The sequence below is a fragment of the Micromonospora sp. NPDC052213 genome, assembly GCF_040679695.1.
In the GTDB taxonomy this organism is placed as follows: domain Bacteria; phylum Actinomycetota; class Actinomycetes; order Mycobacteriales; family Micromonosporaceae; genus Micromonospora.
Genome location: NZ_JBFAVI010000058.1, coordinates 11,955 through 37,626 on the forward strand (window position 1 = coordinate 11,955; position 25,672 = coordinate 37,626).

Sequence of the window (25,672 nt, forward strand, 5' to 3'; positions counted from 1 at the left end):
TGTCTGCGATGATGCGCGCCATGGCCGCTACCACCTCCACGCCCACGGTGGGCACCCGGTCCGTCGGGATCGACACCCTCCGGATCGTCGGACTCGCGGCCGTCGTCGTCGGCCATGTCTGGATCGACGACACCACGCGGGCCGCCATCTACACCTGGCACGTCCCGTTGTTCTTCGTCCTCACCGGCTACTTCTGGTCGGCCGGCCGCCCGATGGGCGGCGAGTTGCGCAAACGGTGGCAGACCCTCGGCGTGCCGTACCTCACCTGGCTGGTGCTCCTGCTCGCGATGCTCGCGGCCGTGGCGGCGGTGAAGGGTGGCGTGGGATCGGACGCCTTCAGTGGAGCGCTGTACGGCGGCACCGCCGCCGTACGGCCGTTCTCGGCGTTCTGGTTCATCTCGGTGCTGTTCCTGATCGCGGTCGCCTACCGGTGGCTGGAGCGGTTCGGGACGGCCGTCAGCTGGGGGGTGGCCCTGGTGGGGCTGCTGGCCGCCTACCTCGCCCCGGACGTGGTCACGGCCGGTCCCCTTGGTGTGTTCCTCGTCCCGGCCTGCCTGCTGTTCGTGCTCTGCGGTCGCCACCTGCGTCAGCTGCGGCCGCGGTTGTCGGCCGGGATGGGCGCCGGCATGGTGTCGGCTGGCGCCGGTCTGGTGCTGATCGGTGCGAGCGGCTCGCTGGACATCAAGGCCGGCGACTTCGGGAAACCGGTGTTCGGTGTGCTGACCGCGACCCTGCTCAGCTGCGGGTTCATTCTGCTGGCCGAGGCTCTCGACGGACGCGTCGGCGTGCCCGCGGCGCGCGTCGTCGGCCGACTCGCCGCGTGCGGCATGGCTGTCGTGCTGAGCCACGCGGCGGTGCTGTGGGTTCTGCGCACGGGTCCGAACGGCGGCTGGGTCGACCTGGCGGCGGCCCTCGTGCTGCCCTGGGCGTTCGCGTTGGCCGTGCTGCGGACGCGCTTCGGTCCCCAGCTGACCGGGGCGGGCGGACGCCGGCCGTAGGACGCGGTGCGGGGCCGCCGGCCCGGACCGGCCAACGTCCTCAGGTACGCGGCGGGCTCGGCCCTACGCCTGGTTCCCCCGTCGGCTGAACACCATCGCGATCAGTGCCACGAGCCCGATCACTAGTACGACACCGGAGGCGACGAGCAACGGCACCGCCCAGGCCGGCCGGTCCGACGAGCCACCCTCGCCTCCGCCGCTGTCGACGGCCGCCTGACGGTACGCCTGCGCCAGCAGGTTGACCGGGGACTTCTCCGTCACGCCGTCGAAACGGGAGATCGCGGTGGACTCGTCGCCGGCGAAGTACGCGTCCAGACCGGAGCGGTAGAGAGTGTCGGCCTCACCGAGGCTGTTCTGCACCCCCGCCGCGTCGAGCAGACCGGTCATCGTGGAGACCGGCACGACCAGCCGGTTGGCCTTGTCGGGCCGGAGGATGTCGTTGTCGAGCAACCCGACGACGCGACCCTGCGGGTCGATCGCGATCCCGCCTCGGGAGTAGAGGCCGATGTCCTCGCTGATGCGGTACGCGTTGACCGGCGACTGGGCGTCCACTCCGGTCACCCGCACGGGCTTGGACAGCACCGTGTAGGTGGCGGACCGGAAGCTGGCGTCGGTGGTGCCGTAGCCGAGGATCAGCAGCGGAGTCTCCGGGCTGACGGTGGCGGAGGGGTTCAGCTCGGCGGCGGGCAGGTTCTGCTGGGCGAGCTTGACCAACGCGAGGTTTCCCTCTTCCAGGCTGAGTGTCTGGACGACGGTGCCGGGGATCGCCGGGCTGTCGGTGACGTCTCCCTTGGCCGCGTTCAACTGCCCGAAGATCTTGACCTCGGGGGCCGTCGTGGCCTCCGTGCCGGTGAAACGGGTCGTCTTCATCCTGGCCCGGGTGTAGCCGGGCACGTCCGCGGCGCCGAGCTCCTTCTCGCTGACGAGGACGTTGGCCAGGGCGGAGAGGGCACCCGCGAGCACGATGTCCTCGGTCGGCTGCACGCACTGTCCATTGGTGAGGACATGTCCGTCGTGGTTGACCACGAACCCGCTGCAGCGCCGGCTGAACGTGACGGGCGCCTCCCGCAGCAGGGCGTTGCTCTGCTTGTTCCTGACATAGCCGGTGAAGATGACCTCCACGAAGACCATGGACGGCGCAGCGGTCGCCAGCGCCCGCTCCTCGGCGCTGTAGAGGGCCGCCTGGGCCCAGGGCTTGAGGCCCGGGTTGACCGGGGTGGCGGTCGGGAAGGCGGTGGAGGCGGCCGTGGGCCGACTCGCCGGCTCACCCGAGCCGCCGGCCGTGACCGCCCAGGCCCCGACTCCGCCGCCCAATGCCGCCACCAGCAGAAGCGCGGCGACGGCGATCCAGCGCCCGGTGCGGCGCGGTGGCGGGCCGGAGGACTGGATCCGACGGACCGGTGCGGCGAACGGGTCGTGCGGTGGGACCTCGACCGGACCGCCCTGGGCGGCCTGCGGCTGGGCCGGGTCGGCGGCCGGCGCCGCCGAGGCCACGGTGTCGGCCCCGGCGGGCGAGGCGGGCGCGGCCGAAACGGGATGCGGGGCCGCCGACGCCGGCTGGGCGGAGACCGGGCTGGTGTGCATCGCCCACGGCACGTGCGGCAGTCCGGAGACCGGGTGCGGGACCCCGGACACCGGGTGCGGGACCCCGGAAACCTGCTGGGGAGGGGCCGAGACGGGGGGCGCGGCGGCCGGCGCGGGCTCGTACTCGACGCCGAGCGCCCGGAAGAGTTTCTCGGCCCCCGGACCCACCTCGGAGGAGTACGCCACCCAGGGCGAGGCGGCCGAGAAGTCCGCGTACGTGTACGGCAGAGCGTTCGGCGCCTGTGCCTGCGCGAGGGAGTTGGCGATTCCCGCGAACGCCTCCCGCCACCCGGGGGCGGCGGCGACGGTGGCGTCCAGGACGGCCACGGTGACGAGGCGGCCCTGTCCGTCGATGGCAGCCCAGGCCTTTCCGACCGGAGATCCGCCCAGCATGTGGGTGAACCTGTAGGGGCCTTCCGGCTGCATGTGCACTCCTCCGCTCAACTGCCGTGGGGATAGTACCGAGGCAGGGCCAACTCTTCCCCTGCCGGTCGCTGGCCCGACACTCAGCGGGACGGGCGGCTCCCGCAGGGCCTCCGCGACGACGGGTTGCCATGTGAAAGTTTTCATGCATAGAGTCGCAGCGTGAATGAAGGAGCTGTCGTGGCGCCCACCGAGCAGGTGCTGGACCTGTTCCAGGGGGTCCGGCTCACGCCGACCCAGCGCCGGATCGCGCACTGCCTGGTGCAGCACGCGCCGACGGCGGCGTACCTGTCGGCGGCCGAGGTGGCCGAGCTGGCGGGGGTCAGCCAGCCGTCGGTGACCCGCTTCGCGGTGGCGCTCGGCCACGACGGCTACCCCGCGCTGCGCCGCCGGCTGCGCGAGCTGACCGCCGGCACGCCGGGCGGCCCCGCCGGCGCGGGCAACGAACTCCAGCAGGCGGTACGCGCCGAGATCGGCAACCTCGACCGGCTCGCCGGGCAGCTCGCCGACCGGGATCGGATCGCCGAGACCGGGCGGCTGCTGGCCGCCAGTCGCCCCCTGCCGGTGCTCGGCCTGCGGGCCGCCGCGCCGCTGGCCGCGTACTTCGCCTACTTCGCGGCCAAGGTGCACCCCGACGTGCGGGTGCTCGACGACGGCGGCAGCCTGCTCACCGACCGCCTCGAACAGGCCGCCGCGGCCGGGGCGGGCGCCCTGCTCGCCTTCGTGCTCCCCCGCTACCCCCGGGAGACCCTGGACGCGCTGCGCGAGGCGCGCGCCGCCGGCCTGCGTGTCGTGGCCATCACCGACTCGCCGGTCAGCCCGGCCACCGAGCACGCCGACGTGGTGCTGCCCGCCGCGGTCGGCGCGCAGCTCGTCTTCGACCTGCACACCGCCCCGATGACCCTGGCCATGGTGCTGCTCCAGGCCATCTGTGACGCCGACCCCGCCGACACCCAACGCCGGCTGGAGGCCTTCGAGGCGTCCGCCGCCCGCCGCCAGTTGTTCCTCGGCTGAGAGGAGACCCGAGATGTCCCAGCCCGTCCGCGCCGCGCGCGGCACCGAACGCACCGCCCGTGGTTGGCCGCAGGAGGCCGCGCTGCGGATGCTGATGAACAACCTCGACCCGGAGGTGGCCGAGCGCCCCGAGGACCTGGTGGTCTACGGCGGCACCGGAAAGGCCGCGCGGGACTGGCCGTCGTACCACGCGCTGGTGCGCACCCTGACCGACCTGCGCGACGACGAGACCATGCTGGTGCAGTCCGGTCGGCCGGTGGGCGTCATGCGCACCCACGAGTGGGCACCCCGGGTGCTGCTGGCCAACTCCAACCTCGTCGGCGACTGGGCCACCTGGCCGGAGTTCCGCCGCCTGGAGCAGCTCGGCCTGACCATGTACGGGCAGATGACCGCCGGCTCGTGGATCTACATCGGCACCCAGGGCATCCTCCAGGGCACCTACGAGACGTTCGCCGCCGTCGCCGCGAAGCGGTTCGGCGGGACGCTGGCCGGCACGCTGACGCTGACCGCGGGGTGCGGCGGGATGGGCGGGGCGCAGCCCCTCGCGGTCACCATGAACGGGGGCGCCTGCCTGATCGTGGACGTGGACCGGAGCCGGCTGGACCGTCGGGTGCACGACCGCTACCTCGACGAGGTCGCCGACTCCCTCGACGACGCCGTCGAGCGGGCGCTCGCCGCGAAGCGGGACCGCCGCGCGCTGAGCGTCGGCGTGGTCGGCAACGCGGCCACGGTCTTCCCGGAGCTGCTGCGCCGGGGCGTCGCCGTCGACATCGTCACCGACCAGACCAGCGCGCACGATCCCCTGTCGTACCTGCCGGAGGGGGTGGAGCTGGCCGACGCCCGGGACTACGCGGCGGCGAAGCCGGCCGAGTTCACCGACCGGGCGCGGGCGTCGATGGCGAAGCACGTCGAGGCGATGGTCGGGTTCCTCGACGCCGGGGCGGAGGTCTTCGACTACGGCAACTCGATCCGGGGCGAGGCGAAGCTCGGCGGGTTCGAGCGGGCCTTCGACTTCCCCGGCTTCGTGCCCGCGTACATCCGGCCGCTGTTCTGCGAGGGCAAGGGCCCGTTCCGGTGGGCGGCGCTCTCCGGCGACCCGGCCGACATCGCCGCGACCGACCGGGCCATCCTGGAGCTGTTCCCCGAGAACGAGTCGCTGGCCCGGTGGATCCGGATGGCCGGCGAGCGGGTCGCGTTCCAGGGCCTGCCGGCGCGGATCTGCTGGCTCGGCTACGGCGAGCGCGACAAGGCCGGCGTGCGGTTCAACGAGATGGTCGCCTCCGGTGAGCTGAGCGCGCCGGTGGTGATCGGCCGGGACCACCTGGACTGCGGCAGCGTGGCCAGCCCCTACCGGGAGACCGAGGCGATGGCCGACGGCTCCGACGCGATCGCCGACTGGCCGCTGCTCAACGCGCTGGTCAACACCGCCAGCGGGGCGTCCTGGGTGTCGATCCACCACGGGGGCGGGGTCGGCATCGGGCGGTCGATCCACGCCGGGCAGGTCTGCGTCGCCGACGGCACCGCCCTGGCCGGGCAGAAGATCGAGCGGGTGCTCACCAACGACCCGGCGATGGGCGTGATCCGGCACGTCGACGCCGGCTACGACGCCGCCCGCGAGGTCGCGGAGGCCACCGGGGTGCGGGTGCCGATGGCGGAGGGTGCCGCGTGAGCGCGAGGAGTGCAGCGCAGCGCAGCCCCGCAGTCGCGAACAACAGGGGTGCCGCGTGACGGTGCAGCGGCGCGACGTCGGTGGCGGTGGTGAACACCTCGCCGAGGCCGACCTCACCGACCGGTTCCGGACGCTGTGGGACGAGATCGCGCCGATCGGGCGGGACGACCGCAGCGGCGGCTACCTGCGGTACGCGCTGACCGAGCCGGAGCTGCGGCTGCGGGAGTGGTTCCGCGACCAGGCCGGCCGGCGCGGCATGCCGGTCACCGAGGACGGCAACGGCAACCTGTTCGCCTGGTGGGGTGAGCCGGCGGCCGGCGGCGCGGTGCTGACCGGCAGCCACTTCGACTCGGTGCCGCACGGCGGGGCGTACGACGGGCCGCTCGGCATCGTCAGCGCGTTCCTCGCCGTGGACGAGCTGCGCGCGGCCGGTGTCGCGCCGGCCCGCCCGCTGGTGGTCGGCGCGTTCGTCGAGGAGGAGGGGGCGCGGTTCGGCGTACCGTGCCTCGGGTCGCGGCTGCTCACCGGGGAGATCGCGGTGGACCGCGCGGCCGGGTTGCGCGACGCCGCCGGGGTGAGCTTCGCCGAGGCGCTGGGGGCCCGACCGGCGGGCGCCCGGCCGGAGCTGGTCGGCAGCTTCGCCGCCTTCGTGGAGTTGCACGTCGAGCAGGGCCGCGCGCTGGTCGACGGCGACGCGCCCGTCGCGGTCGCCAGCGCGATCTGGCCGCACGGCCGTTGGCGCTTCGAGTTCACCGGCGAGGGCAACCACGCGGGTACGACCCGGATGGCCGACCGCCGCGACCCCATGCTGACGTACGCCTTCACGGTGCTGGCGGCGAACAAGGAGGCCCGGCTGCGCGGCGCCCACGCCACCGTCGGCCGGGTGTCGGTGGAGCCGAACGCGACCAACGCGATCCCGTCGAAGGTGACCGGGTGGCTGGACGCCCGCGCCGCCGAGCCGGACACGCTGACCGGGCTGGTCGACGCGGTGCGCGCCAAGGCCGCCGAGCGGGCCCGCCGGGACGGTACGGAGGTGGCGCTGACCGAGGAGTCGGCCACTCCGCTGGTCGCCTTCGACGGCGGCCTGGCCGGCCGGCTCGCGGCCCTGCTCGACGCGCCGGTGCTGCCGACCGGGGCGGGCCACGACGCCGGGGTGCTCGCCGCGCACGTGCCCACGGCGATGCTCTTCGTGCGCAACCCGACCGGGGTCTCGCACTCCCCGGCGGAGTCGGCCACCGACGCCGACTGCGCCGCCGGGGTGACCGCCCTGGCCCGGGTCCTGGAGGAGCTGGCATGCCGGTGAGCATCCCGCCGGCGGCGGGGCGGCCCCGCCGGGACGCGCGATGGACGGCCGGGACGCCGGGGCCGGTGGTCTCATGGACGGGGCAGCTCGACAGGGGGCGAACGAGATGACCGCGACCCGCTGGCTGGCCGAGTACGCCTGGCTGCCCGAGCACGCCGAGCCCACCCCGGACGTGCTGATCGAGACCGCCGACGGGCGGATCACCGCCGTCACGCCGCTGGTCGGGGACGGCGCACCGACCGCCGGGGTCGAGGTCCTGGCCGACGCCGAGCGGCTGCCCGGGCTGACCCTGCCCGGGCTCGCGAACGCGCACTCGCACGCCTTCCACCGGGCGCTGCGTGGGCGCACCCACGGCGGACGCGGCGACTTCTGGACGTGGCGCGACCGGATGTACGCGGTCGCCGCCCGCCTGGACCCGGACTCCTATCTGGCCCTGGCCCGGGCGGTCTACGCCGAGATGGCGCTGGCCGGCATCACCTGCGTGGGCGAGTTCCACTACCTGCACCACAACCCGGACGGCACCCCGTACGCCGACCCGAACGCGATGGGCGGGGCGCTGGTCGAGGCCGCCGCGCAGGCCGGGATCCGGATCACCCTGCTGGACACCTGCTACCTCACCGCCACGGTCGACGGGCAGCCGCTCGCCGGGCCGCAGCGGCGGTTCGGCGACGGCGACGCGCTGCGCTGGGCGGAGCGGGCCGACGCGTTCACGCCCGCTGGCGACCACGCCCGGGTGGGCGCGGCGATCCACTCGGTGCGGGCGGTGCCGGCCGGGCAGCTCGCCACCGTGGCCGGGTGGGCGGACCGGCACGAAGCGCCCCTGCACGTGCACCTGTCCGAGCAGCCCGCCGAGAACGACGCCTGCCGGGCGGTGCACGGCCGCACCCCGGCCCGGCTGCTCGCCGACCACGGGGCGCTCGGCCCGGACACCACGGCCGTGCACGCCACCCACCTGACCGGGGGCGACCTCACGCTGCTCGGAGAGAGCCGGACGGGCGTCTGCCTCTGCCCGACCACCGAGCGGGACCTGGCCGACGGGATCGGCCCGGCCCGGCGGATGGCCGACGTCGGGCTGCCGCTCAGCCTGGGCAGCGACAGCCACGCCGTGATCGACCTCTTCGAGGAGGCCCGCGCGGTGGAACTGGACGAGCGACTGCGTACCCGCCGCCGTGGCCACTTCAGCCCCGCCGAGCTGCGCGACGCGGCCACCGTGGGCGGTCACGCCGCGCTGGGCTGGCGCGACGCCGGGCGGCTCGCGGTGGGGGCCCGCGCCGATCTGGTGACCGTACGGCTGGACAGTCCGCGCACGGCCGGCGTGCCGCCGGTGGGGATGTGGTTCGCGGCGGGCGCGGCGGACGTCACGCACGTCGTGGTGGACGGCCGGACGGTGGTGCGCGACGGCCGGCACCTGACGGTCGACGTGCCGGCCGAGCTGACCGCGGCGATCGAGGAGGTGACGTCTTGAGCAGTCTGCTGGTCGACGACATCGGCGAGCTGGTGACCAACGACTTCGGGGGCGAGGCCGGGCCGCTGGGCGTCCGGCGCGACGCCGCCCTCCTGGTCGAGGAGGGGCGGGTGGCCTGGATCGGGCCGGCCCGCGACGCGCCGGCCGCCGACCGGCGCATCGACGCCGGGGGCGCCGCGGTGCTCCCCGGCTTCGTGGACAGCCACGCCCACCTGGTCTTCGCCGGGGACCGGGCCGCCGAGTTCGCCGCCCGGATGGCCGGGCAGCCGTACACCGGCGGCGGCATCCGGACCACCGTCGGGGCGACCAGGGCAGCCAGCGACGACGAGCTGCGGGCCACCGTGCGCCGGCTGCGCGACGAGGCGATGCGGCAGGGCACCACCACCGTCGAGATCAAGAGCGGGTACGGGCTCACGGTCGCCGACGAGGCCCGCTCGCTGGCGATCGCCGCCGAGGTCAGCGAGGAGACCACCTTCCTCGGCGCCCATGTGGTCCCCGCCGAGTACGCCGACCGCCCCGACGACTACGTGGGGCTGGTGTGCGGGCCGATGCTGGCCGCCGCCGCCCCGCACGCGCGCTGGATCGACGTGTTCTGCGAGCGGGGCGCCTTCGACGCCGACCACACCCGGGCGATCCTGACCTGCGGCCAGGCCGTCGGGCTGGGCGTACGGGTGCACGCCAACCAGCTCGGCCCCGGGCCGGGCGTCCAACTCGGCGTCGAGCTGGGCGCGGCGAGCGTCGACCACTGCACCCACCTGACCGATGCCGACGTCGACGCGCTGGCGTCCAGCCGGCACGACTGCATGTGCGCCGACAGCCTGCACACCACCACCGTGGCCACCCTGCTGCCGGGGGCCGAGTTCTCCACCCGCTCGCCGTACCCGGACGCCCGCCGGCTGCTCGACGCCGGCGTCACCGTGGCGCTGGCGACCGACTGCAACCCCGGCTCGTCGTACACCTCGTCGATGCCGTTCTGCATCGCGCTCGCCGTACGCGAGATGCGGATGACCCCGGCGGAGGCCGTCTGGGCCGCGACCGCCGGCGGTGCGCGGGCGCTGCGCCGCGACGACGTCGGGGTGCTCAAGCCCGGGGCGCGGGCCGACCTGATGATCCTCGACGCCCCGTCCCACCTGCATCTGGCCTACCGGCCCGGTGTGCCACTGATCCGCCAGGTTCTGCGCAACGGAGTGCCGCAATGACGACCGTGACCATTCTGCCCACCGGGATCTCCCCCGCCGACGTGCTCGCCGTGGCGCGCGGCACCGCCAAGGTCGTGCTCGACCCGGCCGCCGTGGACGCGATGACCGTCAGCCGGTCCATCGTGGACGGCATCGAGGCCGCCGGCCGGCCGGTCTACGGCGTCTCCACCGGCTTCGGGGCCCTCGCCAACACGTTCGTCGCGCCGGAACGGCGGGCCGAACTCCAGCACGCGCTGATCCGCTCGCACGCCGCCGGGGTGGGCGCGCCGATGCCGCGCGAGGTGGTGCGGGCGATGATGCTGCTGCGGGTCCGCTCGCTGGCGCTCGGCCGCTCCGGGGTCCGGCCGCTGGTCGCCGAGGCTTTGGTCGACCTGCTCAACCACGACGTGACGCCGTGGGTGCCGGAGCACGGTTCGCTGGGCGCCTCCGGCGACCTGGCGCCGCTGGCGCACTGCGCGCTGGTGCTGCTCGGCGAGGGCTGGGTGCTGGGCCCGGCCGGCGAGCGGATCCCCGCCGCCGACGCGCTGCGCCGGGCCGGTCTGCAGCCGGTCGAGCTGGCCGCCAAGGAGGGGCTGGCGCTGATCAACGGCACCGACGGCATGCTCGGCATGCTGCTGCTGGCGATCCACGACGCCGCGCACCTGTTCACCATGGCCGACGTCACCGCCGCCCTCGCGATCGAGGCGATGCTCGGCTCGGAGCGGCCGTTCCTGCCGGAGTTGCACGCCATCCGGCCGCACCCCGGGCAGTCGGCCTCGGCCGCGAACATCCACCGGCTGCTCCAGGACTCCCGGGTGATGGACTCGCACCGCGACGACCTGGCGCACGCGGTGCAGGACGCGTACTCGATGCGCTGCGCCCCCCAGGTGGCCGGGGCGGCCCGGGACACGCTGGACTTCGTCCGCACGGTGGCCGACCGGGAACTGGTCTCGGTGGTCGACAACCCGGTGGTGCTGCCGGACGGCCGCGTCGAGTCGACCGGCAACTTCCACGGCGCGCCCCTCGGCTTCGCCGCGGACTTCCTCGCCATCGCCGCCGCCGAGGTCGGCGCGATCGCCGAGCGTCGGGTCGACCGGCTGCTCGACGTCACCCGGTCCCGGGAGCTGCCGGCGTTCCTCTCCCCCGACGCCGGGGTCAACTCCGGGCTGATGATCGCCCAGTACACGGCGGCCGGGATCGTCGCGGAGAACCGGCGGCTCGCCGCGCCCGCCTCGGTGGACTCGCTGCCCACCAGCGGCATGCAGGAGGACCACGTCTCGATGGGCTGGGCGGCGGCCAAGAAGCTGCGCACCGTGCTGGACAACCTGACCAGCCTGCTCGCGGTCGAGCTGCTCGCCGCCGTACGCGGTCTCCAGCTGCGCGCCCCGCTCGACCCGTCGCCGGCCGGTCGGGCGGCCGTCGCGGCGCTCGGCGGGATCGCCGGGGAGCCGGGGCCGGACGTGTTCCTCGCCCCGCTGATGGAGGCCGCCCGGGCCGTGGTGGCCGGACGCGAGCTGCGCGCCGCGATCGAGCGCGAGACCGGCCCCCTCGCCTGAGTCATGGGGAGATGACGGACGGGCGGGCCGGTGGCCCGCCCGTCGGCGTTCAGGCGGTGGCCGGGGGCAGCACCTTCGCCACCAGCTTGGCCAACTCGCGCAGCGCCTTGCCGCGGTGGCTGACCGCGTCCTTCTCCTGCGGCGTCAGCTCGGCGTTGGTCCGCTCCTGCCCGTCGCCGAGGAAGATCGGGTCGTAGCCGAAGCCGCCGTCGCCACGTGGCGAGCGCAGCAGCCGACCGGTCTGCCGGCCGTCGACCAGGTGCTCCTTGCCGCCGGGCAGCACCAGCGCCACCGTGCAGACGAAGGACGCTCCCCGGTGCTCGTCGCCGAGGTCCGCGATCTGGTCCAGCACCAGCTGGAGGTTGGCATGGTCGTCGCCGTGCCGGCCGGCCCAGCGGGCGCTGAACACCCCCGGCATGCCGTTCAGCGCGTCGACGGCGAGGCCGGAGTCGTCGGCGATCGTCGGCATTCCGGTGCGCCGGCAGCCCTCCCGCGCCTTGATCAGGGCGTTCTCGCCGAAGGTGAGGCCGGTCTCCGGCAGCTCCGGGTATTGCTCGACGTCGTCCAGGCCGACCAGGGCGACGCGGTGCGCGCCGAGCGCGCCGTCGAGGATCCGCTGCAGCTCGATGAGCTTCTTGCGGTTACGGGTGGCGAGCAGCACCTTGTTCATCAGACCTCACCTCTGTTCGCGACTGCGGGGCTCGCGAGCTCACTTCTCGCGTTCACGACTCGAGAGCCTTCCGCTGGGCTTCGGCCAGTTCCACGCAGCCGGCGACGGCCAGGTCGAGCAGGGCGTCGAGCTGCTCGCGGGCGAACACGCCCGCCTCACCGGTGCCCTGCACCTCGACGAACTCCCCGGCGCCGGTGCAGACCACGTTCATGTCGACCTCGGCGGTCACGTCCTCGGCGTAGTTGAGGTCCAGCCGAGGCTCGCCGTCGATGACCCCGACGCTGACGGCCGCCACCGAGCGGTGCATCACCTTCTCCGGCTTGCCGGCCAGCGCCTTGCGCCCGGCCAGCCAGGTCACCGCGTCGTGCAGCGCCACGTACGCGCCGGTGATCGCCGCGGTGCGGGTGCCGCCGTCGGCCTGGAGCACGTCGCAGTCGAGCACGATGGAGTTCTCGCCGAGCGCCTTCAGGTCGATCGACGCCCGCAGGCTCCGGCCGATCAGCCGGGAGATCTCGTGCGTACGCCCGCCGACGCGCCCCTTCACGCTCTCCCGGTCGGAGCGGGTGTTGGTGGCGCGGGGCAGCATCGCGTACTCGGCGGTGACCCAGCCGAGCCCGGAGCCCTTGCGCCAGCGGGGCACCCCCTCGGTCACGCTGGCGGTGCAGAGCACCCGGGTGTCGCCGAACTCCACGAGCACCGAGCCCTCCGGATGGGTGCTCCAGCCCCGGGTCAGCGTCACAGGTCGGAGTTCGTCGGGTCGCCGCCCGTCAGGTCGTGCCATGCCTGCACCCTATGCGGTGCGATGGCCGGCCCGTTGCGGGGTGTCCGGGTGCCCGCCGTGGGTGCGTCCCGCCTCAGTCGCACTCCCGGATGCGGACGTTGAGCACGAGCGGCCGGTCCCAGCCGAGCGGCACCTTGTCCAGCCCGGTCGTCGTCGCCGTCGCCCGGCACGCCTTCACCCGCCATGTCCAGGTGCAGGTGGGGCCGCCGTACTGGAAGCCCTGGGCCACGCAGCGCGTCACGTCCTCGATCTTCGCGTCCTGCGCGCCGGCCGCGACGAGCCACTCGTGCACCCGTTCGCCGAGGTCCACCGGGCACCGCCCCTGCGGGCAGGTGAACCGGTACACCTGCAGCGTCGCGTCGTCGCCCTCGACGAGCCCGTCGGAGGTGAAGCTGTGCGGCCGCCCCCAGTCCGCGAAGATCGCCCTTCGCTCGGCCATGTCCTGCCGGGGCGCCCACCAGCCCACGTACCCCGCGATGCCGCCGCCGGCGCAGAGACCCATCGCGAGCAGTCCGGCGAGCACCACGAAGAACACCCGCAGCCCGGTGGACCGGCGGGGCGGCGCCGGGGCGGGCCCGGCCGGCGGAAGGGTGGTCGCCGCCGGGTGCGCGACCGGCTGGCCGGCCGGCGGGTAGGGTCCGGCAGCGATCGGCGCGGCCCCGGGAACTCCACCGACGGCGGGCGACGGCGGGTACGGCGCGGCGACCGGCTGCGCCGCCGGCGGATTCGGGTACCCGTGCGCCGGGGGTGCCGGCGGGTACGGTCCGGGTGCCGGCGGCGGCTGGTGCGCCGGATGGCCCGGCCAGGACCCGGCCGGGCCGGGCGGGTACGGCGCGCCGGGCGGGCCCGCAGGAGGGGTCGGCGGGTGGGGCTGCCAGCCGGCCGCGCCGGAGGGGGAGTCGCTCACCGGCGAGATCCTAGGGGGACGACGTGGTTTTCGGGGCCCCCGACCGCCGGGCCACGGAGCGGCCGGGACGACGGGGCGCCGGGTCAGACCTCGTACGTCGCGCCGGCGCGGACCACCTCGAGCGGGCCGGCGTACGCCGCGCCGGCCGCCTCCACGGTCATCGCCTCGCTGCCCCAGGCGGCCACGAGGTGGGTCAGCAGCAGCCGGCCGACGGCCGCCTTGGTCGCCGCCTCGCCGGCCTCCCGGCCGGTCAGGTGCAGGTCCGGCGGGTTGTCCACGCCGTCGAGGTAGCTCGCCTCGCAGAGGAAGATGTCGGCGTCCTGGGCGAGCCGGAGCAGCGCGTCGCAGGGCGCGGTGTCCGAGGAGTAGCAGAGCACCCGGCCGCCGTGCTCCAGCCGGACGCCGTACGTCTCGACGGGGTGGTTGACCCGGTCGACGGTGACGCTGAACGGGCCGATGGGGAAGGTGCCGGGCTGGAGGGCGTAGAACTGGTAGACGTCCTCGACCGTGCTGTCCTCCTGCCCGTACGCGGCCGCTAGCCGGTCGGGCGCGCCGGACGGCGCGTAGACCGGCAGCGGCGGGTAGGGGCCGTCCGGGGCGTAGCGGCGGACCACCACGTAGGACGCGGCGTCGAGGATGTGGTCGCAGTGCAGGTGGGTCAGCAGGATGGCGTCGGGGGCGTGCAGCCCGGCGTAGCGCTGGAGGTTGGACAGCGACCCGGAGCCGAAGTCGACCAGGAGACGGAAGCCGTCCGCCTCGACCAGGTAGGCAGAGCAGGGGGACTCGGGGCCGGGAAAACTGCCGGCGCAGCCCAGCACAGTCAGGCGCATCGAGTGGTCTCGCTGTCACGCTGCGTAGCGATCGCGCCGACGGTCGCTCTCTCGATGATCTTTACCGACGCGTGCGCCACGCTGCGCAGCCTACGCCGGCACGCGGGGCGGCAAGAGTCATCCACAGGAAGTTGTCACCAACGTGACACCCGCCCCGGACCCGCCGCGCCAGGCGCGACCGGTGCGTGACGAGCCGAGACCCGACGGTAGCGCTGAGTGAGCAGGGGGGTCACCGTGGCCGGCAGCCGCCCGCAGGGCCACCGCGTGCGGCGGTGACCCTGCGGCGACGTCCTCAGGCCCAGAGCTGACCCTCCAGCGCCGCCTCGGCGTCGGCGAGGGTGCCGCCGTACGCGCCGGTGGAGAGGTATTTCCAGCCGCCGTCGGCGACCACGAACGCCACGTCGGCGCGGCGGCCGTCCCGGACCGCCTCGTGCGCCACCGCCAGGGCGGCGTGCAGGATCGCGCCGGTGGAGAAGCCCGCGAAGATCCCCTCGACCTCCACCAGCTGCCGGGTCCGCAGCACGGCGTCCCGGGTGCCGACGGAGAAGCGCCGGGACAGCACGGTGGCGTCGTAGAGCTCCGGGACGTACCCCTCGTCGATGTTGCGCAGCCCGTAGACCAGCTCGCCGTACCGCGGCTCGGCCGCGACGACCTGGATCCCGTCGACCTTCTCGCGCAGGTAGCGCCCGGTGCCCATCAGCGTCCCGGTGGTGCCGAGGCCGGCCACGAAGTGCGTGATGGTGGGCAGGTCGTGCAGCAGCTCGGGGCCGGTGGTCTCGTAGTGCGCCCGGGCGTTGGCCTCGTTGCCGTACTGGAAGAGCATCACCCAGTCGGGGTGCTCGGCCGCGATCTGCTTCGCCGTGGCCACCGCCTGGTTCGAGCCGCCCGCGGCCGGCGAGAAGATGATCTCCGCGCCGTACATCCGGAGCAGCTGCACCCGCTCGGTCGAGACGTTCTCCGGCATCACGCAGACGAGCCGGTAGCCGCGCAGCTTCGCCACCATGGCCAGGGAGATGCCGGTGTTGCCGCTGGTCGGCTCGAGGATGGTGTCGCCCGGGCGGAGCCGGCCGGCCTCCTCGGCCGCGCGGACCATGAACAGGGCCGCCCGGTCCTTGATGCTGCCCGTCGGGTTGCGGTCCTCGAGCTTGGCCCAGAGCCGCACCGGCGGCGCCCCCGCGGGCACCGTCGGGGAGAGCCGGGGCAGGCCCACCAGCGGGGTGCCCCCACAGGCGTCGAGGAGGCTGTCGTACCGCGTCATCGCGGCCGCCTCAGCCGGCGGCGACGGACGCGCGGTGGCCGGCGATCGCCGCGGCGGCGGCGAAGCCGAACGCGCCACCGGCGACGGCCGGCAGGATGGTCACGCTGTCGCCGTCGTTGAGCTTGGCGTCGAGCGCGCCGAGGAAGCGGACGTCCTCGTCGTTGACGTAGACGTTGACGAAGCGGTGCAGCGCCCCGGTGTCGGTGACCAGCCGGGCCCGGAGGCCGGCGTGCCGGGAGTCCAGGTCGGCGAGCAGGTCGCCGAGCGTGTCGCCGGCGCCCTCGACGACCTTCGCGCCGCCGGTGTAGCTACGCAGGATGGTGGGGATGCGAACCTCGATGGCCATGGTGTCGTGCTCCTCGGTGATGATCGGGTGTGCCGGAAGGTGACGGGACGTGGACGGGTGGTGCGGCGCTGGGTCAGCGGCCGGAACACTCGTAGTCGACCGTCGCCGGGCTCTGCCCGAACATGTAGGACTGCACGGCGTGCGGGTCCACCCCCGCGTCGAGGATGCGCACCGGCTCCTCGGTCACCACGCCGTCGACGATCCGGAAGGAGCGGATCTCCTCCGTGTCGGGCTCCCGGGTGGAGACCAGCAGGTAGTGCGCGCCCGGCTCGCCGGCGAAGGAGATGTCCGTCCGGGACGGGTAGGCCTCCGTGGCGGTGTGCGAGTGGTAGATGACGACGGGCTCCTCGTCCCGGTCGTCCATCTCGCGCCACACCCGCAACTGCTCCATCGAGTCGAACTCGTAGAACGTCATGGAGCGGGCGGCGTTGTCCATCGGGATGTGCCGGGTGGGGGTGTCGCTGCCGGCGGGACCGGCGACCACGCCGCACGCCTCGTCGGGGTGGTCCCGACGCGCGTGGGCGACGATCGCGTCGACGATCGACCGGTCGATGCTCAGCACGTGCTCCAGCCTAACGCGTACGGGGCACCAGCTTAAGGTGGTGCCGGTCACCCCTAGTCGATCAAGGCGTTGAGCAGGGACTCCTGGAGGTACCCGAGGTACGCGTAGACCGACAGTTGGAACACCCGGCTGGAGGTCGGGTCCTCGGCGACCGCGTCGTCGAGCTCCTCGCCGAGGTCCGTGCCGTCCTTGATCTCCAGCCGTACGCCCATCGCCAACCGGGCGTCGTTGAGCGCCCGCAGCCACGCCTCGGCCGCCTCCGCGTCGAGGCGCACCTCGCCGCCGGCGGAGTCGGGCAGCGCGGCGAGGATCGCGCCGGCCTGGTCTATCTTGCCGGTCTTGAGGTCGCCCTCGGTGTAGCGGCGGAACTCGGCGGTGCCGGACGGATCCTCCGGGTAGACGTCGGGGAAGAGCCGGCCGACCACCGGGTCGGAGTGGTCGAAGCCGTCGGTGAGCAGGCCGACCACCTCGGAGGCGACCTTGCGCAGCACCCGGACCTCGTCGACGGCGAAGGTGGCGACGTAGCGGTCGCCCTGGCGACGGAACATGCTCACGACCGGTCCACCGTCGCCCACAGCCCGTACGCGTGCAGCTGCGACGCGTCGTGCTCCATCCGCTCCCGGGCACCGCTGGAGACGACGGCGCGCCCCTTGTGGTGCACGTCGAGCATGAGCTGCTCGGCCCTCTCCCGGCTGTAGCCGAAGAGCTTCTGGAACACCCAGGTCACGTAGGTCATGAGGTTGACCGGGTCGTCCCACACGATCGTCACCCACGGCCGGTCGGACGCCGGCACCTCATCGGTGTCCGGCGTCTCGACCGGTGCAACCTGCGGAGCCGCCATGCCCCCCATCGTGCCACCGGATCCGGCGAACCGAGGAACCGGAACGCCGGCCCGCCGTGGAACACCGCGTCCGGCCTGGCCGGGTGCGTCGGAGGCGGCCCGCGTCGGCCCCGGCGCGGGGCCGGCGGCGCGGACGACACGGTCGCCGTCAGGCGAGCAGGATGCCGTGGTCGACAGCATCGGAGAGCACCCCGTCCAGCGAGAGGCGGACCACCTCGAGCCGCCGGGACACCTCCCGGGACAGCTCCAGCTCGATCTCGCGCAGTGCGCGCTGCGCCCAGGCGCGGGCGGCGTTGGGATCGTGGTTGCCGGGGCTGCGCCAGTGCTGCCAGCAGCCGCCCGAGAGGGCCACCGCGAGCGGCGGGAGCACCTCCTCGCGTTCGCCGCCCGGGCAGCTCGCCAGCGCGTCGGTGGCGCCGGCACCGGTCAGCCCGGCCACGCCGCCGGTGCTGGTGACCAGCAGCACGCGGTCCAGCTCGTGGCCGGCCCGGTGGTCGGCCAGCCCCCAGCGCACCGCGAAGCAGAGGCGCCGGCGCACGCCCGCGGACAGCGGCGCGCCGAGGACCCGGCCGGCGGCCTCCTCGACGAGCCGGTGGACCGCGTGGTCGCACTGGGCGGTGGCCAGCAGCGACAGCGCCTCCATCTCCCGGTCGAGCAGCTGCGGCAGGCCGGCGCAGCCGACGCCGAAGACGATCTCCTGCACCACGCGCAGGTGGGCGTTGGCCAACTCCAGGGCGAGGTGCTGGCGGATGCGCTGGGCCCAGGAGCGGGCCTGGCCGTCGAGTCGCTCGGACCAGTCGCCCGGGTCGGCGGCCACCGGCACCCGGCCCTGTGCCCCGGGCAGCACCGGCGGGTCGGCGCTGGCCCGCCGCAGCCCCTCGTCGGCGGCCCAGCCCACCAGGGCCCGGCGCAGGTCCGCCCCGTCGCCGTCGGCGACCGCGAACCAGCGGGCGCGGGCGAGCCCCGGAACGGCGGTGAGCAGGGCTGCCCGGTGCGCCTCGACGGTGACCGCGACCGGATCCACCGGGGCCGGCGCGGAAGCCGACCCGACCGGCGCGACGGACGCCCCCGTGCCCTCCGTCGCCGCCGGGACCTCGGGCACCGGCGCCCAGCCGGCCGCGCCCGGGGTGACCGCGAAGAAGACCTCCACGCGGGCACGGGCCACCTCGGCGAGCAGGTTCAGCTCGACGGCGGTGAAGGCCTGGTCGGCGGCGGTGACGAAGAGCACCGCCCCGGCCCGGCCCGCCGCGTCGAGCAGCAGCCGGGTGCCGGCCGCCCCGAGGGCGCCCGTGTCCGGCGTGTCGACGAGGCTGAAGTGCCGCAGCACCGGCTCGGGCACGCTCAGCTCGACGCGGCGCGGCGGACGGGCCAGCGCCGGGCCGGCGGCCAGCAGGTCGGCTCCGTACGAGTGCGGCTGGCGGTAGCCGGGCACGTAGGCGGCCCGGGTCGGCACCCGGGAGTGCCGGACCACCAGCCAACTCCCGGCCGGCACGGTCAGCATGCCGGGATCCAGCCGGAGCACGCCGGCGAGCACCTCGGGCCGCCCCGCGCCGGCCGGGCCGACGGCGACCACGGCCAGCGGTTCCTCCGGCCCCGGCTCGGTCACCCCGAGCCTGGTGGGCAGGGGACCGCGGTGGGGCAGCTTCGCGGCGCCGGCCATGTCATCGGGCACGTCGACCGCGGAGAGAGGACCGGGCTTCATTCGAGGGCGGCCTCCCGTGCAGGCGACCGGCGGTGGCAGGCCGCGTGGAATCGTCCGGGTCACACCCCCCGGATGTCGGAAAGACTACGGGCGACCAGGGCCCCTACCCGAACACCTCGGATACTTAGGAGTAATCGCGGGATTACTCAACTTCGCTGCGTGACGATGCGGGCGCGGACGGATTTCGATGGATATGCTGCCTCGATGAGTCGGTGGAGTTTCGTCGGCAGAAGGGATGAGCTCAGCCGCCTGCTGTCGGCGGTGACCGGCACGGAGGGGCGGGGCCTCTTCTTCAGCGGGAGCGCCGGCATCGGCAAGAGCCGCCTGCTGCGCGAGGGGGTGGCGGCGCTGCCCCGCGACGGGTACGCGGTGTGGTGGATCGCGGCCAGCGCCACCACCGCCGCGCTGCCGTTCGGCGGGCTGGTCCAGGTGCTCCCCGCCGAGCAGCCGCAGGGCCTGTCCCCCGCCGGCATCCTGCGCTGGGCGGTGGACGTGCTGCAACAGCAGGCGGCCGGCCGCCGGATCGTCCTCGCGATCGACGACGCGCACCTGCTCGACCCTCCCTCGGCCGCGCTGGTGCACCTGGTCGCCCGCGCGGAGAACGCCACGGTCATCGGCACGCTGCGCGACAGCGAGCAGCTCCCGCTGCCCATCCGCGCGCTGTGGACCGACGACCTCGTCGACCACGTCGAGCTGAACCCGCTGGCACCGGCCGAGACCACCCGGCTGCTCTCCGAGATGCTCGACGGCCCGGTCGACGCCACCTCCGCCGACCGGCTGGGCCGGCTCTCGGCGGGCAACCCGCTGCTGCTGCGCGAGCTGGTGTTCGCCGCCGACCGCGGGGAGCTGACCCGCACGTACGGGGTCTGGAAGTGGACCGGCCGGCTGGAGCTGGCGCCCAACCTGACCGACCTGATCGACACCCGGATCGGGCAGCTCACCCCCGGCGTACGCGCGGTGGTCGAGCTGGTCGCCTTCGGCGAGCCGCTCGGCCTGCACCTGCTCAACCAGGCCGTGGACCCAGCAGACGTGGAGCACGCCGAGGAGCGCGGGCTGATCGTCGTGGTGCGGGACGACCGGCGCGCCAACGTGCGGCTGGCGCACCCGCTCTACGGCGAGGTGATGCGCCGCCGCTGCCCGGTCAGCCGGACCCGCCGCCTAGAGGCCCGCCTCGCCGAGCTGCTGGAGCAGATCGGCAAGCGACGCCGCGACGACCTGCTCCGGGTGGCGGTCTGGCGGCTCGACTCCGGCACGGCCCAGGACCCGACCCTGCTGCTCGACGCGGCCGGGCAGGCGTTCGCCCGCTACGACGTACCGCTGGCGACCCGGCTGGCCCGCGCGGCGCTCGACGCCGGCGGCGGGTTCGACGCCGCGGAGCTGCTGGCCACCATCCTGATGTTCGCCGACCGGCCGGAGGAGGCGATCGCGGTCCTCGACGCGGTCTCCGCGGAGATCCACGGCGACCGGCGGCTCAGCCGCTGGCTGACCGTGCGGGGCATGGTCAGCTACTGGGGCCTGAGCCGGGAGTCCACGGTGGAGGAGATCGCGGCCCGCGGCTCGACGCTGGAGGACTCCGCCGACCAGGCCCGGGTGCTGGCCTTCGAGGGCATCATGCGGCTGCACCGGATGGACACCGGCCTCGCGCTGCGGCTCGGGCAGACGGTGCTGGACCGGCCGGCCGCCAGCGTCTCCGCCCGGGAGCTGGCCCGCAGCACCATCGCCTACCTCCAGGCGGCGCAGGGGCAACTGCACCGCAGCGCCGCCGCGATCGACCAGGTGCAGGCCGAGGCGGGCCGCTGGCGGGCCGACATGCCGTACCTGCAACTGGCCCTGGAGCTGGCCCGGGGCACCCGGCTGGCGCTCGCCGGCGACCTGGCCGGCATCGACGCGATCGTGGCCGACGAGTTCGCCGACCTGGCCGGCGCCGGGGACTTCCGGCTCGGCACCGGCTACCTGGCCATCCTCCAGGCGTACGCGGCCCGGCTGCGCGGCCAGAGCGACGCGGCGCTGCGGACCAGCCTCGAGGCGTGCGCGGTGCTCGCGACCAGCCGGGTCTACGCCGGCCTGGCCCAGGCCGAACGGGCCCAGGCGGCGGCCCTGCGCGGCGACGCCGCGCAGGCGGCCGAGGCGATGGCGGAGGCCGACCGCACCCACGCCCCGGGCATGGCCGTGCTGTACCCGTGGTTGGAGCAGGCGCGCGGCGCGGTGCTCGCCGCCGGCGGCGACGTTCCCGGCGCCGCCAAGCACCTCGTCCAGCTCGCCGACCGGCTCCGGACGGACGGTTTCGCCGGTCACGAGGTGCACGTGCTGTACGAGCTGGTCCGGCTGGACCGGGCGACCGCCCCGGTCGGCCCGAGCTGTTCCGACGGCAGCCGGCGCACGGTCGCGCAGCGGCTGGCGGAGCTCTCCGAACGGGTCGACGGGCTGCTGCCGCCGCTGCTGGCCCGGCACGCCCGCGCCGCCGCGGCGGGCTCCGCCGACGACCTGCTGGCGGTGGCCGACGGCTTCGAGGCGCTGGACCTGGCCGTCTACGCGGCGGAGGCGACCGCCGCCGCCCTGGACCGGCTACGTCGACAACGGTCCCCGGCAGCGGGCGCGGCCCGGGAACGCCTGGCCGCGCTGCTCGGCCGATGCGACCTGATCCGCACGCCGGCGTTGCAGGCCGGGGCGCCCGCGCTGAGCGAGCGCGAGTGGCAGGTGGCCCGGCTCGCGGCGGACGGGGTGACCAGCCGGGTCATCGCGGAGCAGCTCTATCTCTCCGCCCGCACGGTGGAGAACCACCTGCAACGGATCTACAGCAAGCTCGGCGTGACCGGCCGGGCCGAGCTGCGGGCCGCGCTGCGGGCGATCCCGGGCCACGAGGGCGGCCTGGCGGAGTGAACTCTAGGCTGGGGCGGTGAGCACCCTTCGCCCCGCGTTGCTGACCGACCACTACGAGCTGACGATGGTCAGTGCCGCCCTGCGCGACGGCACCGCCGACCGCCGCTGCGTCTTCGAGGTGTTCAACCGCCGGCTGCCCGCCGGCCGCCGTTACGGGGTGGTCGCCGGCACCGGCCGGCTGATCGAGATGATCCGCGACTTCCGCTTCGACGCCGACGAGATCGACTTCCTGCGCCGCACCGGGGTGGTCGACGAGCGGGCCGCCGACTGGCTGCGCAACTACCGCTTCACCGGCGACGTCGACGGCTACGCCGAGGGCGAGCTGTGCTTCCCCGGCTCGCCGATCCTCACCGTCTCCGGCGGCTTCGCCGAGTGCGTCGTGCTGGAGACGCTGGTCCTCTCGGTGCTGAACTACGACAGCGCGGTGGCGGCGGCCGCCGCGCGGATGGTCACCGCGGCCCGCGGCCGGACGCTGATCGAGATGGGCTCCCGGCGGGCGCACGAGGAGGCGGCCGTGGCCGCGGCGCGGGCCGCGTACCTGGCCGGGTTCCGGTTCACCTCCAACCTCGCCGCCGGGCAGCGCTACGGCATCCCGACCGCCGGCACCGCCGCGCACGCGTTCACCCTGCTGCACGACGACGAGCGGGCCGCGTTCGCCTCGCAGGTCGCCACGTTCGGCAAGGAGACCACGCTGCTGGTCGACACGTACGACATCAGTGAGGGCATCCGCAACGCGATCGCGGTGGCCGGGCCCGACCTGCGGGCCGTCCGGATCGACTCGGGCGACCTCGCCGTGATCGCCCAGCAGTCCCGCGAGCTGCTCGACTCGCTCGGCGCCACCGAGACCAAGATCATCGTCTCCGGCGACCTCGACGAGTACGCCATCGCCGCGCTCGCCGCCGAGCCCGTCGACATGTACGGCGCGGGCACCGCCGTCGTCACCGGCTCCGGCGCGCCCACCGCGGGGCTCGTCTACAAGCTGGTCGAGGTCGACGGCCGCGCGGTGGTCAAGCGCTCCGAGCGCAAGGGCACCATCGGCGGCCGGAAGGTGGCCGTACGCCGGCACAAGCCGACCGGCACCGCCACCGAGGAGGTCATCGTGCCGCAGGGCGTGCCCGACCGGCAGCCCAACGACCGGCTGCTGCAGCGGCCGTTCCTGGTCGGGGGCGAGCCGGTGGACCGGCCGACCCTGGACGAGTCGCGGGAGCACCTGCGGCAGTGCCTCATCTCGATCCCCTGGGAGGGGCTGAAGCTCTCCGGCGGCGACCCCGCCATCCCCGTCACTGTCGTACCGGCCGACTGAAAGGAGCCCTCCGGTGGGCAACGCGCTGATCATCGTGGACGTGCAGAACGACTTCTGCGAGGGCGGCTCACTGGCCGTGGGCGGCGGGGCCGGCGTGGCGGCCGGCATCACCCGACTGCTCGCGGCCGAGCCGGGCCGCTGGGACCGCGTGGTGGCGACGAAGGACTACCACGTCGACCCGGGCGCGCACTTCGGCGACCCGCCGGACTTCGTGGACTCCTGGCCCCGGCACTGCGTGGTGGGCACGCCCGGCTCCGAGTTCCACCCGGAGCTGGCGACCGACCGGATCGAGGCGATCTTCCACAAGGGCGAGCACGCGGCGGCGTACTCGGGCTTCGAAGGGCACGCCGACGACGGCGAGTGCCTGGCCGACTGGCTGCGCCGGCACGGGGTGGACACGGTCGAGCTGGTCGGCATCGCGACCGACCACTGCGTCCGGGCCACCGCCCTGGACGCCGCCCGGGAGGGCTTCGCCACCACCGTGCTGCTGGACCTGACCGCCGCCGTCGCCCCGGCGACCACCGACGTGGCGCTGCGGGCGATGGAGGGCGCCGGAGTCACCCTGCGCGGGACGCCTGTGATCAGGGCCGCATGAGGCGGTAAATCGTTGGCGGGTGTCGTACCCCGGGCCGAGGATGTCCGGCGGAGGTACGCACCGACATGAACCTGAAGCCTTACCGGGAGGCGCTCGCCCTGCCCGGTCTCCGGTCGTTGCTGCTGGTGTCGGTGCTCGCCCGTGTCCCGCTCACCGCGACCGGGGTGACCCTGACGTTCTACGTCGTGCTCGACCTCGGGCGCGGCTACGGGGCGGCCGGGCTCGTCGGCGCGGCCATCACCGTGGGCGCCGCCGTCGGCGGCCCGCTGCTCGGCCGGCTGGTCGACCGGCGCGGCCTGCGGCCGGTGCTCGTGCTGACCGGGATCGCCGAGGCGCTCTTCTGGTCCACCGCCCCGATGCTGCCCTACCCGCTGCTGCTGCCGGCCGCGTTCCTGGCCGGCTCGCTGGCCCTGCCGATCTTCTCGGTCGTCCGGCAGTCCATCGCGGCGATGGTGCCGCCGGAGCGGCGCCGCCCCGCGTACGCGCTGGACTCGATGTCGGTGGAGCTGTCGTTCATGGTCGGCCCGGCGCTGGCCGTGGCGGCGGTCACCGCGATCTCCGCCCGGACGACCCTCTACCTGGTCGGTGCCGGGATCGTCGCCTCCGGCATCGCGTTCTGGCTGCTGAACCCGCCCGTCCGGGGCGGCGGTGAGCCGACCGGGCCGCAGCCGAGGGTGCCCCGTCGGGCGTGGCTCACCCCGCGGCTGCTCGCCGTGCTGGGGATCAGCGCCGCCGGCACGCTGGTGCTCGGCGGCACCGACGTGGCCGTGGTCGCCGTGCTCCGGGAGAGCGGCGACGTCGGGTGGACGGGCGCCGTACTCGCCGTGTGGGCGGTCGCCTCGCTGGTGGGCGGCTTCGCGTACGGAGCCGTCAGCCGTTCCTTCTCGCCCCTGGCCCTGATGGCCGCGCTCAGCCTCTGCACCATCCCGGTCGGGCTGGGCGGGGCGCACTGGTGGCTGCTCTGCCTGGCGCTGATCCCGGCCGGGGCGCTCTGCGCGCCGACCCTCGCGGCCACCGCCGACGCGGTGAGCCGCCTCGTTCCCGCGTCCGTCCGCGGCGAGGCGATGGGCCTGCACGGCTCGGCGGTCACCGTCGGCATCGCGGTGGGCGCCCCGCTCGCCGGCGCCGTGATCGACGCCTCCGCCCCGGCCTGGGGCTTCGCGGTCACCGGCGCGATCGGCGCGCTGGTGGCGCTGGCCGTGCTCCCGATCGAGCTGCGCCGCCGCCGCGCCACCACGCCGGCCACCCCCGAATCCGAGCCCGAGCTGGCCCCGCTCGCCGCCACCTGACCCCGCCCCCGCCGACGTCCCTGCCCTGCCGTGGGTGGCGTGGGCGACGTGGGCTTCCGGCGCAGCGGTTCGTGGTTGCTCGGTGCCGGGCGGTGCGGCACGTCGCGGCCCCACCGTTCGGCCGGCCGCCGGCACGTCGGGCAGTTCGTCGACCAGGCCGGTGCCTTCCGGACGCCTCGGGGCTCCGGCTACGGGCCGTCGGACGGGATGCCCTCCGGCGGCCAGCGCCGAACTCGGCGTCGACGCGCCCGACGTCCATCCGGCCGGTGCCGCCCGATCTCGTCAGTGGATCGGGGCGGCCTGCCGGCGTCCCGGCCCGCCTGCCCGGTCCCGCCGCCGGCCGGCGCCGCGGACCGTACCGCTCTCCGGTCGGCTCTCCGCGCCCCCTGTCGGAGGGCGACCGGACGGCGTCACCCCGACAACGGCGACGGGCGCCGCCCCCTGTGGGGGGGGCGCCCCGGCGAACTGGTGCCGGGGGGGGGGGGGCGGGGGGAGGTGGGGGGGACCAACGACACGTA

At 74.9% G+C, this 25,672-nt stretch carries 22 protein-coding genes; 11 read left to right on the forward strand and 11 right to left on the reverse strand.

The genetic code is table 11. From position 1 onward, the window contains the following. Positions 1 to 20: 20 nt before the first annotated feature. Entirely contained in the window at positions 21 to 998 is a 978-nt protein-coding gene (locus tag AB0L34_RS16385) for an acyltransferase (RefSeq protein ID WP_363705304.1), read from the forward strand. Positions 999 to 1,061: 63 nt separating this feature from the next. On the opposite strand, the gene AB0L34_RS16390 is transcribed toward AB0L34_RS16385, so the two are convergent. Continuing rightward, positions 1,062 to 3,008, reverse strand: coding sequence for a trypsin-like peptidase domain-containing protein (locus AB0L34_RS16390; RefSeq protein WP_363705305.1), 1,947 nt, complete (start codon positions 3,006 to 3,008; stop codon positions 1,062 to 1,064). A 159-nt stretch (positions 3,009 to 3,167) separates the two neighbouring features. Here AB0L34_RS16390 and AB0L34_RS16395 point away from each other — a divergent pair, with 159 nt between their 5' ends. The 6 genes from AB0L34_RS16395 (at position 3,168) to hutH (ending at position 11,190) form a co-directional block, all read left to right on the forward strand. Further along, complete coding sequence (locus AB0L34_RS16395; protein WP_350702850.1) at positions 3,168 to 4,019, forward strand: MurR/RpiR family transcriptional regulator; 852 nt, start codon at positions 3,168 to 3,170, stop codon at positions 4,017 to 4,019. Between the two features lie 13 nt (positions 4,020 to 4,032). Further along, on the forward strand, positions 4,033 to 5,688 hold the full coding sequence (gene hutU / locus AB0L34_RS16400; RefSeq protein WP_357459165.1) for a urocanate hydratase: 1,656 nt from the start codon (positions 4,033 to 4,035) through the stop codon (positions 5,686 to 5,688). A gap of 61 nt (positions 5,689 to 5,749) precedes the next feature. Continuing rightward, the gene (locus tag AB0L34_RS16405) at positions 5,750 to 6,991 is read left to right on the forward strand and encodes an allantoate amidohydrolase (protein WP_363705317.1); all 1,242 of its coding nucleotides are present in this window, start codon (positions 5,750 to 5,752) and stop codon (positions 6,989 to 6,991) included. Positions 6,992 to 7,097: 106 nt separating this feature from the next. Beyond that, positions 7,098 to 8,456, forward strand: coding sequence for a formimidoylglutamate deiminase (locus tag AB0L34_RS16410; RefSeq protein WP_363705306.1), 1,359 nt, complete (start codon positions 7,098 to 7,100; stop codon positions 8,454 to 8,456). Beyond that, a complete protein-coding gene (gene hutI / locus AB0L34_RS16415; RefSeq protein ID WP_363705307.1) occupies positions 8,453 to 9,655 on the forward strand; it encodes an imidazolonepropionase in 1,203 nt (400 codons plus the stop codon). Before AB0L34_RS16410 ends, hutI begins: the two co-directional genes overlap by 4 nt. Continuing rightward, on the forward strand, positions 9,652 to 11,190 hold the full coding sequence (gene hutH, locus AB0L34_RS16420; RefSeq protein ID WP_363705308.1) for a histidine ammonia-lyase: 1,539 nt from the start codon (positions 9,652 to 9,654) through the stop codon (positions 11,188 to 11,190). The genes hutI and hutH overlap by 4 nt, the downstream gene beginning before the upstream one ends. A 49-nt stretch (positions 11,191 to 11,239) precedes the next feature. On the opposite strand, the gene rdgB is transcribed toward hutH, so the two are convergent. From rdgB to AB0L34_RS16470, 10 genes are all read right to left on the reverse strand, one after another. Then, complete coding sequence (gene rdgB / locus AB0L34_RS16425; RefSeq protein WP_363705309.1) at positions 11,240 to 11,860, reverse strand: RdgB/HAM1 family non-canonical purine NTP pyrophosphatase; 621 nt, start codon at positions 11,858 to 11,860, stop codon at positions 11,240 to 11,242. 52 nt (positions 11,861 to 11,912) lie between these two features. Beyond that, positions 11,913 to 12,641, reverse strand: coding sequence for a ribonuclease PH (rph, locus tag AB0L34_RS16430; RefSeq protein ID WP_350702860.1), 729 nt, complete (start codon positions 12,639 to 12,641; stop codon positions 11,913 to 11,915). Positions 12,642 to 12,714: 73 nt separating this feature from the next. Then, entirely contained in the window at positions 12,715 to 13,548 is an 834-nt protein-coding gene (locus AB0L34_RS16435) for a hypothetical protein (protein WP_363705310.1), read from the reverse strand. An 83-nt stretch (positions 13,549 to 13,631) separates the two neighbouring features. Further along, positions 13,632 to 14,378 (reverse strand): MBL fold metallo-hydrolase, encoded by a 747-nt coding sequence (locus tag AB0L34_RS16440; RefSeq protein WP_363705311.1) that lies wholly within the window; start codon positions 14,376 to 14,378, stop codon positions 13,632 to 13,634. A 292-nt stretch (positions 14,379 to 14,670) separates the two neighbouring features. Then, positions 14,671 to 15,636 (reverse strand): pyridoxal-phosphate dependent enzyme, encoded by a 966-nt coding sequence (locus AB0L34_RS16445; RefSeq protein ID WP_350702866.1) that lies wholly within the window; start codon positions 15,634 to 15,636, stop codon positions 14,671 to 14,673. Positions 15,637 to 15,646: 10 nt separating this feature from the next. Next, entirely contained in the window at positions 15,647 to 15,982 is a 336-nt protein-coding gene (locus AB0L34_RS16450) for a MoaD family protein (protein ID WP_350702868.1), read from the reverse strand. A 73-nt stretch (positions 15,983 to 16,055) separates the two neighbouring features. After that, the gene (locus tag AB0L34_RS16455; RefSeq protein WP_350676806.1) at positions 16,056 to 16,544 is read right to left on the reverse strand and encodes a M67 family metallopeptidase; all 489 of its coding nucleotides are present in this window, start codon (positions 16,542 to 16,544) and stop codon (positions 16,056 to 16,058) included. 53 nt (positions 16,545 to 16,597) lie between these two features. Next, on the reverse strand, positions 16,598 to 17,092 hold the full coding sequence (locus AB0L34_RS16460; RefSeq protein ID WP_176737528.1) for a DUF2017 domain-containing protein: 495 nt from the start codon (positions 17,090 to 17,092) through the stop codon (positions 16,598 to 16,600). A gap of 2 nt (positions 17,093 to 17,094) precedes the next feature. Further along, complete coding sequence (clpS, locus tag AB0L34_RS16465; protein ID WP_350702872.1) at positions 17,095 to 17,385, reverse strand: ATP-dependent Clp protease adapter ClpS; 291 nt, start codon at positions 17,383 to 17,385, stop codon at positions 17,095 to 17,097. A 148-nt stretch (positions 17,386 to 17,533) separates the two neighbouring features. Then, positions 17,534 to 19,087 (reverse strand): hypothetical protein, encoded by a 1,554-nt coding sequence (locus tag AB0L34_RS16470; RefSeq protein ID WP_363705312.1) that lies wholly within the window; start codon positions 19,085 to 19,087, stop codon positions 17,534 to 17,536. 204 nt (positions 19,088 to 19,291) lie between these two features. Here AB0L34_RS16470 and AB0L34_RS16475 point away from each other — a divergent pair, with 204 nt between their 5' ends. The 4 genes from AB0L34_RS16475 (at position 19,292) to AB0L34_RS16490 (ending at position 25,154) form a co-directional block, all read left to right on the forward strand. Further along, a complete protein-coding gene (locus AB0L34_RS16475) occupies positions 19,292 to 21,967 on the forward strand; it encodes a LuxR C-terminal-related transcriptional regulator (RefSeq protein WP_363705313.1) in 2,676 nt (891 codons plus the stop codon). A 16-nt stretch (positions 21,968 to 21,983) separates the two neighbouring features. Continuing rightward, a complete protein-coding gene (locus AB0L34_RS16480; RefSeq protein WP_363705314.1) occupies positions 21,984 to 23,270 on the forward strand; it encodes a nicotinate phosphoribosyltransferase in 1,287 nt (428 codons plus the stop codon). A 13-nt stretch (positions 23,271 to 23,283) separates the two neighbouring features. Next, complete coding sequence (locus AB0L34_RS16485; protein ID WP_363705315.1) at positions 23,284 to 23,865, forward strand: isochorismatase family protein; 582 nt, start codon at positions 23,284 to 23,286, stop codon at positions 23,863 to 23,865. Positions 23,866 to 23,930: 65 nt separating this feature from the next. Further along, positions 23,931 to 25,154: an MFS transporter gene (locus AB0L34_RS16490; protein ID WP_363705316.1), complete on the forward strand. Its 1,224-nt coding sequence runs from the start codon at positions 23,931 to 23,933 to the stop codon at positions 25,152 to 25,154. Positions 25,155 to 25,672: the final 518 nt, after the last annotated feature.

What these genes read in the sequence shown, in the direction of transcription:
- AB0L34_RS16385 (WP_363705304.1), top strand. Translation starts at nt 21, where the DNA reads ATGGCCGCTACCACCTCCACGCCCACGGTGGGCACCCGGTCCGTCGGG.
- AB0L34_RS16390 (WP_363705305.1), bottom strand. Translation starts at nt 3,008, where the DNA reads ATGCAGCCGGAAGGCCCCTACAGGTTCACCCACATGCTGGGCGGATCT.
- AB0L34_RS16460 (WP_176737528.1), bottom strand. Translation starts at nt 17,092, where the DNA reads ATGTTCCGTCGCCAGGGCGACCGCTACGTCGCCACCTTCGCCGTCGAC.
- AB0L34_RS16470 (WP_363705312.1), bottom strand. Translation starts at nt 19,087, where the DNA reads ATGAAGCCCGGTCCTCTCTCCGCGGTCGACGTGCCCGATGACATGGCC.
- AB0L34_RS16475 (WP_363705313.1), top strand. Translation starts at nt 19,292, where the DNA reads ATGAGTCGGTGGAGTTTCGTCGGCAGAAGGGATGAGCTCAGCCGCCTG.
- hutU (WP_357459165.1), top strand. Translation starts at nt 4,033, where the DNA reads ATGTCCCAGCCCGTCCGCGCCGCGCGCGGCACCGAACGCACCGCCCGT.
- AB0L34_RS16490 (WP_363705316.1), top strand. Translation starts at nt 23,931, where the DNA reads ATGAACCTGAAGCCTTACCGGGAGGCGCTCGCCCTGCCCGGTCTCCGG.
- AB0L34_RS16445 (WP_350702866.1), bottom strand. Translation starts at nt 15,636, where the DNA reads ATGACGCGGTACGACAGCCTCCTCGACGCCTGTGGGGGCACCCCGCTG.
- rdgB (WP_363705309.1), bottom strand. Translation starts at nt 11,860, where the DNA reads ATGAACAAGGTGCTGCTCGCCACCCGTAACCGCAAGAAGCTCATCGAG.
- AB0L34_RS16410 (WP_363705306.1), top strand. Translation starts at nt 7,098, where the DNA reads ATGACCGCGACCCGCTGGCTGGCCGAGTACGCCTGGCTGCCCGAGCAC.
- AB0L34_RS16450 (WP_350702868.1), bottom strand. Translation starts at nt 15,982, where the DNA reads ATGGCCATCGAGGTTCGCATCCCCACCATCCTGCGTAGCTACACCGGC.
- rph (WP_350702860.1), bottom strand. Translation starts at nt 12,641, where the DNA reads ATGGCACGACCTGACGGGCGGCGACCCGACGAACTCCGACCTGTGACG.
- AB0L34_RS16440 (WP_363705311.1), bottom strand. Translation starts at nt 14,378, where the DNA reads ATGCGCCTGACTGTGCTGGGCTGCGCCGGCAGTTTTCCCGGCCCCGAG.
- clpS (WP_350702872.1), bottom strand. Translation starts at nt 17,385, where the DNA reads ATGGCGGCTCCGCAGGTTGCACCGGTCGAGACGCCGGACACCGATGAG.
- hutH (WP_363705308.1), top strand. Translation starts at nt 9,652, where the DNA reads ATGACGACCGTGACCATTCTGCCCACCGGGATCTCCCCCGCCGACGTG.